The following is a 10,233-nucleotide window of genomic DNA, read 5'->3' on the forward strand; positions in this document are numbered from 1 at the left end:
TGGTGGGGGCTCGCGTCCACTTTGTGGTTCCCGACAGACGATCGGGAATCAAACTGAATACTTCAGCTGAACCAGCATGAAGGAACAGTGTTTGATCCGTTTCGGGTCGACAGTGTTCCGGTGGTCATAGCGAGAGGGAAACGCCCGGTCACATTCCGAACCCGGAAGCTAAGCCTCTCAGCGCCGATGGTACTGCAAGGGGGACCTTGTGGGAGAGTAGGACGCCGCCGGACTCATCTTCACGTACGACCAGGGAACCCCTGACCATTCATGGTCAGGGGTTTTCTGCATTCCCGGGGCGATCTCGGTCCGCGCACCGAGCTGTGGAGAACCGTCGTGGGGCTCGGTGGCCCCGGTAGGATCGAGGGCGTCATGACTGCGCCATTCACCACTGCCACCGGCTCCGACGTCCGAGTCCGCTTCTGCCCGAGCCCGACCGGGACCCCGCACGTGGGGCTCATCCGGACGGCGCTCTTCAACTGGGCGTACGCACGCCACACCGGCGGCAAGCTCGTCTTCCGCATCGAGGACACCGACGCCGCGCGCGACAGCGAGGAGTCGTACCAGCAGATCCTCGACGCGCTCCGGTGGCTGCGGCTGGACTGGGACGAGGGTGTCGAGGCGGGCGGCCCGCACGGTCCGTACCGGCAGTCCGAGCGGTCGGACGTCTACGACGAGGTGATCGCGACGCTGCGGGCCTCGGGGCACGTGTACGAGTCGTACGTCACGCCGGAGGAGATGGAGGCGCGGAACATCGCGGCCGGCCGTGACCCGAAGCAGGGCTACGACAACCACGAGCGTGACCTGACCGATGCCGAGCGCCAGGCGTTCCGCGACGAGGGCCGGAGCCCTGCGCTGCGCCTCCGGGTGCCGGACCGCGACCTGAGCTTCGACGACCTCGTGCGCGGCGAGATCACGTTCAAGCAGGGGACCTTCCCCGACTTCGTGGTCGTCCGGCCCAACGGCAAGCCGCTGTACACCTTCACGAACCCGGTCGACGACGCCCTGATGGGGATCACGCACGTGCTCCGCGGTGAGGACCTGCTGTCGTCGACACCACGGCAGATCGCGCTGTACGAGGCGCTCGTCGAGGTCGGCATCACCTCGTTCGTCCCGCTGTTCGGGCACCTGCCGTACGTGATGGGCGAGGGCAACAAGAAGCTCTCGAAGCGCGACCCCGAGTCGAACCTGTTCCACCACCGCGCCGCCGGCATGGTGCCCGAGGGGCTCCTCAACTACCTCGCGCTGCTCGGCTGGTCGATCGGGCCCGACCGCGACGTGTTCTCGTCCGACGAGATGGTCGCCGCGTTCGACGTCCGGGACGTCAACCCGAACCCCGCCCGGTTCGACCACAAGAAGGCCGAGGCGATCAACGGGGACCACATCCGGATGCTCGGTGCCGAGGACTTCCGCGCGCGTCTCCTGCCGTACCTGACGGACCTGGTGTCCGACCCGCCCACGGCCGAGCAGGAGCGCGTGCTCGAGGCGGCGGCCCCGCTCGTGCAGGAGCGCATGCAGCTGCTGGGGGAGGCCCCCGGGCTGCTCGGCTTCCTGTTCACCGACGACGACGCGCTCGTGGTCGACGAGGACGCGCTCGCGAGCCTCAAGGGCGACTCGTCGGCCGTGCTCGAGGCCGGCATCGCTGCGCTCGAGCCGCTCGACGACTGGACGACCCCGGCGATCGAGGGAGCGCTCCGCGCCGCACTGATCGACGGGATGGGGCTCAAGCCCCGTGTCGCCTTCGGGCCGCTGCGCGTCGCCGTCTCCGGTCGTCGGATCAGCCCGCCGCTCTTCGAGTCGATGGAGATCCTGGGCAAGGGCTCCGTCCTCGCGCGCCTGCGCAGCCTCGCGGCACGGTGACCCGACGGTGACGACCCCGGGCCAGGACGGTCGGCGACCCGACGAGGCCGCTCCGGACGCCGTGCGCACGGCCGACGTCGCGGTGATCGGCGCCGGGCCGGCCGGGTTGAGCGCCGCGCTCAACCTCGTGCGTGCGCGCCGCACCGTGCTGCTCGTCGACGCGAACCGGCCCCGGAACGCAGCGACCCTGCTGTCGCACGGGTTCATCACCCGCGACGGCATCTCGCCGCTCGAGCTCCGACGCCTCGGCAGGACCGAGGTCGAGGGGTACCCGGAGGCGACCGTCGTGCAGTCGGTGGTGGACAGCGTGCGACCCGACGGCGACGGCTGGGCCGTCCACGGGACCTGGCGCGGCACCGAGCTCGACGCCGGGGTCCGGGCGGTGGTCGTGGCGACGGGGCTCCGTGAGGAGTTCCCGGCGCTCCCGTCCCTCCGCGCGTTCTACGGCACCTCGGTGCACAGCTGCGTCGAGTGCGACGGCTACGAGGAGGCGGGGGAGCCCCTCGCCCTCGTGTGCGAGACACCGGACGTGGTGGACCGGGCGCTGCTCCTGGCCTCGTGGAGCGACGACCTCGTCGTGTACACGAACGGTGTGGCGCCGCTCGACGACCGCGGTCGTGCGCGGCTCGCGGCCGCCGGCGTCCGGGTGGACGAACGTCCCGTGGCCGACCTCGAGGGCGGTCGGGACGGGCTCACCGGCGTCCGGCTCGCCGACGGCTCGGTCACCGCGCACACGGGTGCGTTCGTGCGGCCGGTCTGGCACGCGGACCTCGACTGGCTCGAGGCCCCGGTGTCGCGCGACCAGGACGGGCTCGTGGTCGTCGACCGGCTCGGCCGGACCGGCGTCCCCGGCCTGTACGCGGTCGGCGACGTCACGCCGCCGGGGCCGGAGCAGCTCATCGTCGCGGCCGGTCACGGTGCCTCGACGGCGGCTGCGGTGCACCGAGATCTCGTCGGTGGTCTCGAGGACCTCCGGGATGCTGTACAGTAGTTGATCGTGCCCCGGACAACGGGGAACGAAGGCCGCGAGGCCTTTGGGGTATGGTGTAATTGGCAACACAGCGGTTTCTGGTACCGTCGTTCTTGGTTCGAGTCCAGGTACCCCAGCAGATTCGAGAAGGCCCCCGGGATGTCCCGGGGGCCTTCTGCGTTCCCGGGGGCCTTCTGCGTTCCGGAGCGGGACCGCACGGCGGCCGACGCGCGCGCGCGTCCCGCCGCGGGACACGCCCGACCTGCCCGCCGACCGCAGATCGCACGCCGGCGGTGCGCCTCCTGACGGTCGGTGGTGCGGTCGGGAGGCGCGTGGCGGGCTGGTGCTGCGCCTCCTGTCCGGCGTGGGGTGCGGTCGGGTGGCGCGTGGCGGGCTGGGTGCACTCCTCCTGACGGTGGGCGCTGCCCACCGGCGCTGCGGGGCGGGCCGGTGGCGCGCCTCCCGGCCGGGTGCGGACCCGCACCCGGTTGCGGGTTTCCGTATCGGGCACCGGGGTGCCGCAAGGCGGTCGTCCGCAGATTGACCGTCCTGCGCGCCCCCGCGAGGGTGGGGAGCACGGACGAGGCGTACCCCCTCGTCCGGTCTCCCGGCGGCGTCGTACCCGCGCCTCCTGCCGGGCACCGGCGCCGCGCTCGCGGTCGACCGGCCTCCGGGGACCAGCGCGCTGCGCGGCCGTCCCGACCCGCAACCTGAACCCGACAGGAGCACCTCCCATGTCCGTCAGCACCGTCCGACCCGCAGACCCGCGCGTCTCCGTCGTGATCCCGGCGCGCAACGAGGCCCGCAACCTCGAGATCATCCTCCCCAAGCTCCCGCCGGTGTACGAGGTGATCCTGGTCGACGGCAACTCCGTCGACGACACCGTCGCCACAGCGCAGCGGATCATGCCCGACATCCGCGTCGTGCACCAGACCCGCAAGGGCAAGGGCAACGCCCTCGCGTGCGGGTTCGAGGCGGTCACCGGCGACGTCGTCGTGATGTTCGACGCCGACTGCTCGGCCGACCCCGACGAGATCCCGCGCTTCGTGCAGGCCCTCACCGACGGAGCCGACGTGGCGAAGGGCACCCGGTACTCGCTCGGCGGCGGCAGCGACGACATCACGGTGATCCGGAACCTCGGCAACCGCGGCCTGAACGTGCTGTGCAACATCATCCTCGGCACGCGCTACAGCGACCTCTGCTACGGCTACAACGCCTTCTGGGCCGACACGCTGCCGAAGATCGGCCTGCTGTCCTCGACGCTGCCGAAGCCGGCCGACGGCGGGATGCTCTGGGGCGACGGCTTCGAGATCGAGACCGTGCTGACCTGCCGGTGGTCGGCGGCCGACCTGCGCATCAGCGAGGTGCCGAGCCACGAGAAGCTCCGCGTGCACGGCACGAGCAACCTCAACGCCGTGACCGACGGCATCCGCGTGCTGAAGTCGATCATGCACGAGCGTCGCCGAGCCGCGACGGCGAAGACCCGCGCGGCGGCGGTGTTCGTGGGCGGTGCCGCACCGGTCTCGCCGGTGGACGCGCCGACCGCGCCGATCCTCGGTCTCGGTGCGTCGGCCGAGCCGGTCCGCGTGGACGCCGCGCGCGCCCGCGCGCTCGAGGGCGACGTCGTATGACGACCGTCGCGGTCGTGATCTGCGCCTACACGCAGCTGCGCTGGGGCGACCTGCAGGACAGCGTGGAGTCCGCCCGACGCCAGCCGGAGGCCCCCGAGGTCGTCGTGGTCATCGACCACGAGCCCGAGCTGTTCGCCCGGGCGCGCGCACGCTGGCCCGAGCTGCTCGTCGTCGAGAACACCGAGGACCGCGGCCTGTCCGGCGCGCGGAACACGGGCGTCGCGAGCACCGAGGCCGACGTCGTGGCGTTCCTTGACGACGACGCCACGGCCGACGCCGACTGGCTCGGTCACATGCTCGCCGCGCTCGAGGACCCGCAGGTCGTCGGGGTCGGCGGACACGCGACGCCGTCCTGGCCGACCACCACCGGCTCCGGGCCGTACGTCGGCGAGCTCCTCTGGATCGTCGGCTGCAGCTACACCGGGCTGCCCGAGGTGGCCGGGGACGTCCGCAACGTGATCGGCGCGAGCATGGCGTTCCGACGCGAGTCGATCCTGCGCGCGGGCGGCTTCCGGTCGGGCATCGGCCGGGTCGGCAACCAGCCGCTCGGCTGCGAGGAGACGGAGCTCTGCATCCGCATCGCCGCGATCCAGCCCGGTGCCCGGATCCGGCACGAGCCGCGGTCGAACGTGTCGCACCGGGTCTCGCCCGACCGCGTCACCATGCGCTACCTGCTGCGCCGCAGCTACTACGAGGGCATCTCGAAGGCCGTCCTCAGTCGCCGGGTCGGGACCGTGGACGCGCTCTCGAGCGAGTCCACCTACCTGACGCGCGTCATCCCGCGTGCCGTGCTCCGCGAGCTCCGGCACGTGGGGCGCGGCGGGCTGGGTCGGGCCGGCGCGGTCGTCGCCTCCGTCGTCACGACGATCGCGGGCTACGCGGTCGGTCGCGTCCTCGGCGGTGTCGTGGTCGCCGCACCGGCCCCGCAGCCGGTGCGTCAGCCGATCGGCACACCGTGACCCGCTCGACCGTCACCCGGGAGCTCGGTCCCGTCGTCCACAGCGCGCTCGTCCCGACGTGGGACGGTGCGCTGTGGGTCGGCGAGGTGGACCGTGCGGACCTGCGGGCCGCCGGGCCGCGGGACGCCATCGCGCTGGAGGGCGCCGCCGGCTACCGTCGGGCGCGCCTGCTGGTCCGTGACCACGGCGAGCCGGTCGGCTTCGTCGAGACCGACGTCGTCGCACGACGTCGCACCGGGGCGTCCCTCGACGCCCGCAGCCTCGAGCGAGCGGCACGGCACCTGCCCGTCCCCGCCCGACGGCCGGCCGCTGATCAGGCGTTGCCGTCCGTCACCGCGGTGCTGTGCACCGACGGGGCCGCCGCGGACACCATGCGGTCGGTGCTCGAGAGCACGGGCGTCGACCTGGACGTCGTGGTCGTGTCCGCACGAGCCGACGGCCCCGGGACGACGACGATCGACGGGCGCCGGGTCACCACCGTGCCGGCGCCGGCCGGCGGTCTCGCGGCCGCCCGCAACGCCGGCCTGCTGCTCGCGGAGGGAGACGTCGTCGCGTTCGTCGCCGAGGGCGCGCTGGTGGACCCCGCGTGGGCGTCCGCCCTCGCCACCGCCTTCGCCGCGGACCCGGACGTCGCCTGCGTCACCGGCCCCGCGCCGAGCGCCGAGCTCCGCACGCCCGCACAGCGCTGGCACGACGAGCACCACGGCGGCGGCCGGACCGTCGCGCGCCGGGTGTTCCGCGCCGAGGACGAACGCGGCACCGGTGCCCGGCACCCGTTCGCCGCGGCCGACTACGGCACCGGCGCGAACCTCGCGGTCCGCAGACTCGCCGCCCTCGGGATCGGCGGGTTCGACACCGCCTTCGGTCCCGGCACCCACGTCGGTGCCGGTGACGACCTCGACCTCTTCACACGACTGCTCGTCGCGGGACACGCGATCGCCGTCGAACCCGCCGCCGTCGCCTGGCAGCGGACCCCGGACGACGTCGCGTCGCTCCGGCGGACCGCCGCGGCGCACGGCCACGGACTCGGAGCCTGGATGACCAAGAACGCCCTCGACCGCGACACCCTCGTCGCCACGGTCGACGCCGCCCCCGACGCGCTGAGCGCCTTCGCACGCCTCGGGCTCGCACCCGCCGGCACGCCCGCCGGGACCACGGACGTGGTCGGCGGTCGAGCCGTCGGCGACGACGGGGTCGAGGCCGAGTACGCCGCGACGAGCCGTCGCCTGCGCCGCGTCGAGCAGCGCTCGGTGGTCACCGGTCCGGTGCGCGCGCTGGCCGAGCGCCTGCGCGGCGGGGGGACCCTCGCCCGCACCGCACACGGTCGCCACGGGCTGGCCGAGGCCGGAGCCGAGCTGCCGCTCGCCGCCGGGACCATGGGGCCGCTCGCCCGGCTCGTCGCCGCCGCGGTCGTCGTCCTGACCCTCGTCGCCGCGGCCGCCGGCGCAGCCCTGGAGCTGCCGACCCTCCGGGGCGCCGCGATCGGCACGTTCCTGTTCGCCGTGGTCGGGGTCGCGCCGGTGCTCCTGCTGCGTCCGATGCCGCTCGCCCGCTTCGCGTTGTTCTCGGTCACGACGTCGATCGTCGCCACGATCGCGATCGGCTACACGATGGCGACCGTGGGCGTGTGGGTGCCCGCGGTGCCCTTCGCGGTGGTGGTCGTCCTGACGGCGGCGATCGTCGCCGGCACCGTGCTCCGCGACGCGCAGGACCTGCACCGGGTGCTCCTCGCGCGTTCCGTCGCCGGCCGCGCGGGCAGGACGGTCCGGTCGTGGTGGGGGACGTGGACGACGACCCGCTCGGTCACCGTCGCCTCGGTGGTCGGGGTCGGGATCGTCGTCGTCGCCGCGCTCACGCACGTCGGGGACCCGGTGCCCGCCGGCCTGTTCGGGTCGCTCGGCATCGGTCTGCCCGTCGGCCTGGCGGTCCTCGTGGCCGCCGCGGTCGTGGCGCTCGTCCGTGGCCGCGGCGCCGCCGTGCCCGTGGTCGCGCTGGGCGGGGTCGTGCAGCTGGCGCAGGCGATCACCTACGGCATGCCGACGGTCACCGCGGCCGCGCGACACATCGGTGTCCTCGAGTACATCCGGCAGTTCGGGCGCACGAACCCCGCCGCCGACATCTTCCAGACGTGGTCCGGCCTGTTCGCAGGCGGCGCGTGGGTGGCCGACGTCGGCGGCATCGTCAACGCGATGACGATCGCCGCCTGGGTGCCCGTGCTCCTGGCGTTCGCCACCACGCTCGGCATCGGCGTGCTCGCGGCGAACTGGCTGCCCGGCACCCGTCGCCCGTGGGTGGCCGCCCTGCTCACCGCGATGACCGGGTCGCTCAACACGACCTACTTCTCGCCGCAGTCGACCGGCATCCTGCTCTCCGTCGTCGTGCTCGTGCTCGCCACCGGCCCCCTGCGCCGCGTGACGGTGACCGGCCGCGACGGGACGCCCGTGAGCGCACTCCGACCCCGCGCGGTGACGGCCTCGCGCGTCGTCGGCATCGCCCTGATCAGCGTCGTCCTCGCGGTCACGCACCAGATCTCGCCGTACCTCACCGTCGCGGCACTCGTGACCCTGCTCGTGTTCAAGCTCACGAAGCCGTGGTGGCTGCCGGTCGTCGTGCTCGTGCCGGCGGTGGTCTTCGCGGTGCTGAACGGCAGCGTCCTCGACCGCTTCCTGTCGCTCGCCGCCGTCGGGCGCGTGCTCGACAACGTGCAGCCGCCGTCGCACGACATGACGGTCCTGCCGAAGCCGCTCGTGACCCGGTTGGCGTTCGACGTGCCCGCCGCGGCGCTCGTGCTGCTCGGGATCGCCGCGGTCGTCACGGTGCTCGTCCGGCGTGACCGCCTGCACTGGGGCATGCTCGCGGCTGCTGCGAGCCCGATCTCGCTGCTCGTCGCCACGAACTACGGGCAGGAGGGCATCTTCCGGGTCGTCCTGTTCGCCACGCCGTGGATCGCGGTGCTCGCCGCCGCGCTGCCGGGCCCGTCCAGCCGCTTCGCCGGGGTCGACCGCGTCCTGCGCCGTGCGGCACGGCCGGTCGGTGTCCGCTTCGCCGCGGTCGGCGCCGCGGTCGCGCTGCTGGTCGCCGTGGGCGCCTTCGGGCAGACCGCCCTCGACTGGAACCGGGTGATGACCCGCAGCCAGTCCGAGGCGACGCAGCTGTACGACCGGACCGCGCCGAAGGGCTCGGTGATGCTGCTCACCGGTTCGGCGAACGCCGTGCCGAGCAACACCGGCGCCCGGTACTTCGACGTCGGCTACCTGTCCCGCGAGGCGCTCGGGCCGTACCCGTCGGACACCGACTACGACGCGCAGCAGGACGTCTCGGACCTGACCCGGCGGCTCGTCACCGACTGGACCGCGACGAAGTACTACGCCCTGGTCGCCCAGCCCTTCGGCGCGTACGACGAGCGCTACGGCTACCAGTCCGAGGCCGACTACCGCGAGCTGGCCGACGCGATGGCCTCGTCGCCGTACTGGGAGCGGGTCTGGTCGTCCGGTTCGACCGCGATGTACGAGCTCACCCCGGCCGGGATGCGGCATGCCGCCGAGTGAGTCGGCCGCCGTGCCGCCGAGTGCGTCGGCCGGCGCGCCGGCGAGTGCGTCGGTCGCCGTGTCGGCGAGTGCGTCGGTCGGAGTGCCGTCGCGTGCGTCGGTCGCGGGACCGCACGGCCGCCGTCGGGCAGGGCTCGCGTCCCTGCTCGGCGCGGTCCTCGCGGCGACCGCGCTCGTCACGGCCCTGGTCGTGGGCGTGCCCGGAGCCGCCCAGCGGGCCGACGCAGCCGCCGGTGCGGGCTGCGCCGCCGGCTCGGTGCTGAACGTCGTCGCGCACCCCGACGACGACCTGCTCTTCCAGGGCACCCAGCTCCGCTCCGACATCGAGGCGGGCCGGTGCGTCCGCTCCGTCGTGGTCACGGCGGGGGACGCCGGGTACCCGCGCTGGTACTGGGGCGAGCGGCAGACCGGCCTGATGGCGGCGTACGCCGGCATCGCCGGTGCGCCGTCCGACTGGACGACCGGGTCGACGGTCGTGGCCGGACACACCGTGCACACCGAGACGCTCACGGCGGCGCCGCGGATCAGCCTGGTGTTCCTCGAGCTGCCGGACGGCAACGTCGAGGGCAACGGGTTCTGGGCCGACGGCTACCAGAGCCTCGAGCACCTGTACGAGGGGTCGCTCGACGCGATCGACTCGGTCGCCGACGCGACCCACCCGACGTCGTACACGCTGTCCGACCTGCGGGCGACCCTGCTCGCGCTCGTGCGGTGGACCGCGCCGTCGTCGATCCACACGCTCGACCACGAGGGGTCCTACGGCGACGGCGACCACAGCGACCACCACACCGTCGCGTACCTGACCGACGAGGTGCAGCGGGCGTCCGGCACCTCGCACGGGTTCACCGGGTTCATGGGCTACCCCATCGCCGACCGGCCGACCAACCTGACCGCTGCGCAGACGGACGCCAAGGCCGGTGCGTTCTTCACCTACGCGGCCCACGACGACCAGACCTGCACGTCGCGTGCCGCCTGCGCGGACCGCTGGGAGGACGCCTGGTTCAGTCGCCAGTACACCGTCGGCACGCCGGCGACCGACCCGGGCACGACCCCCGACCCCGGTTCCGGGTCCACGCCCGGGACCGGGACGGGCACCCCGGGGACGCAGCCGACGACCACGAACGTCGCCGGCAGTGCAGTCGTCACCGCGAGCGCCGAGAACCCGGCCGACGGGCAGACCGCGCGCGGGGCCGTCGACGGCGTCGTGAGCGGGTACCCGGAGGCCCCCACCGCCGAGTGGGTGGCGCCGGGCGGGGGAGCGGGGA

6 protein-coding genes, 1 tRNA gene and 1 rRNA gene are annotated in these 10,233 nt (G+C 73.6%); all 8 read left to right on the plus strand.

The features are described from left to right. Positions 1–116 precede the first annotated feature (116 nt). Positions 117–233, plus strand: a 5S ribosomal RNA gene (gene rrf, locus BEP24_RS14770). Positions 234–372: 139 nt separating this feature from the next. Next, positions 373–1,860, plus strand: a complete 1,488-nt coding sequence (gene gltX, locus BEP24_RS14775) for a glutamate--tRNA ligase (protein WP_065964695.1) — start codon at positions 373–375, stop codon at positions 1,858–1,860. Between the two features lie 61 nt (positions 1,861–1,921). Further along, positions 1,922–2,851: an NAD(P)/FAD-dependent oxidoreductase gene (locus tag BEP24_RS14780; protein WP_171898836.1), complete on the plus strand. Its 930-nt coding sequence runs from the start codon at positions 1,922–1,924 to the stop codon at positions 2,849–2,851. Positions 2,852–2,895: 44 nt separating this feature from the next. Then, positions 2,896–2,967: transfer RNA gene (locus BEP24_RS14785), tRNA-Gln, on the plus strand. A gap of 597 nt (positions 2,968–3,564) precedes the next feature. Next, positions 3,565–4,461, plus strand: coding sequence for a glycosyltransferase family 2 protein (locus tag BEP24_RS14790; RefSeq protein ID WP_083230405.1), 897 nt, complete (start codon positions 3,565–3,567; stop codon positions 4,459–4,461). Beyond that, positions 4,458–5,420: a glycosyltransferase family 2 protein gene (locus tag BEP24_RS14795; RefSeq protein ID WP_065964697.1), complete on the plus strand. Its 963-nt coding sequence runs from the start codon at positions 4,458–4,460 to the stop codon at positions 5,418–5,420. The genes BEP24_RS14790 and BEP24_RS14795 overlap by 4 nt, the downstream gene beginning before the upstream one ends. Then, positions 5,417–8,968: a glycosyltransferase gene (locus tag BEP24_RS14800; protein ID WP_065964698.1), complete on the plus strand. Its 3,552-nt coding sequence runs from the start codon at positions 5,417–5,419 to the stop codon at positions 8,966–8,968. The genes BEP24_RS14795 and BEP24_RS14800 overlap by 4 nt, the downstream gene beginning before the upstream one ends. Continuing rightward, positions 8,955–10,233 (plus strand): PIG-L family deacetylase (locus tag BEP24_RS14805; RefSeq protein WP_171898835.1); only part of this gene is annotated, 1,279 nt, incomplete at its 3' end. The genes BEP24_RS14800 and BEP24_RS14805, both read left to right, overlap by 14 nt.

The sequence above is a fragment of the Curtobacterium sp. UCD-KPL2560 genome (assembly GCF_001705035.1).
In the GTDB taxonomy this organism is placed as follows: domain Bacteria; phylum Actinomycetota; class Actinomycetes; order Actinomycetales; family Microbacteriaceae; genus Curtobacterium.

What these genes read in the sequence shown, in the direction of transcription:
- gltX (WP_065964695.1), top strand. Translation starts at nt 373, where the DNA reads ATGACTGCGCCATTCACCACTGCCACCGGCTCCGACGTCCGAGTCCGC.
- BEP24_RS14790 (WP_083230405.1), top strand. Translation starts at nt 3,565, where the DNA reads ATGTCCGTCAGCACCGTCCGACCCGCAGACCCGCGCGTCTCCGTCGTG.
- BEP24_RS14795 (WP_065964697.1), top strand. Translation starts at nt 4,458, where the DNA reads ATGACGACCGTCGCGGTCGTGATCTGCGCCTACACGCAGCTGCGCTGG.